We start from the raw sequence: 351 nt of genomic DNA, 5'->3' as shown, positions 1-351 counted from the left end.
CTATGACTCGATCCGCTATCACGCGCGCGAGGGTGGGCGCATCGATGAGGAAACCATCTACAGACTGAAGGCGTCGCGCAGGGTCACGGCGGCCAGAGTGACCGTAGTCGATTACGACTATACGCGTGGAGCGCAGAAGTTCGTCGAGGAACATGATGCGTTCGGGGAACTGCACAAGGCCGAGGAACGCCACTGGGGCGACTACTCGCAGCCCCTTGCCGGCGCAACGGGTCTGTCGGGCCAGCCGAACAACTATCTGGAGGAAGCACACTATCTTGCGGGTGTGCGCGCCCATGCGCTTTTCTCGCGCAACGAACGCATCAGGGGCCAGGGCAACCTGCTCGGCCTGAA

At 62.1% G+C, this 351-nt stretch carries 1 protein-coding gene; it reads left to right on the top strand.

Annotated elements, in window-relative coordinates:
- A partial coding sequence (locus P0D96_RS48525) for a contractile injection system protein, VgrG/Pvc8 family (protein ID WP_408321507.1) occupies nt 1-351 on the top strand: 351 nt, incomplete at both ends.

It is taken from the genome of Paraburkholderia sp. RL17-347-BIC-D, assembly GCF_046027915.1.
Classification (GTDB): Bacteria; Pseudomonadota; Gammaproteobacteria; order Burkholderiales; family Burkholderiaceae; genus Paraburkholderia.
The sequence above is the reverse complement of the archived record's forward strand: the minus strand, read 5'-3'. Positions and strand labels throughout refer to the sequence as shown.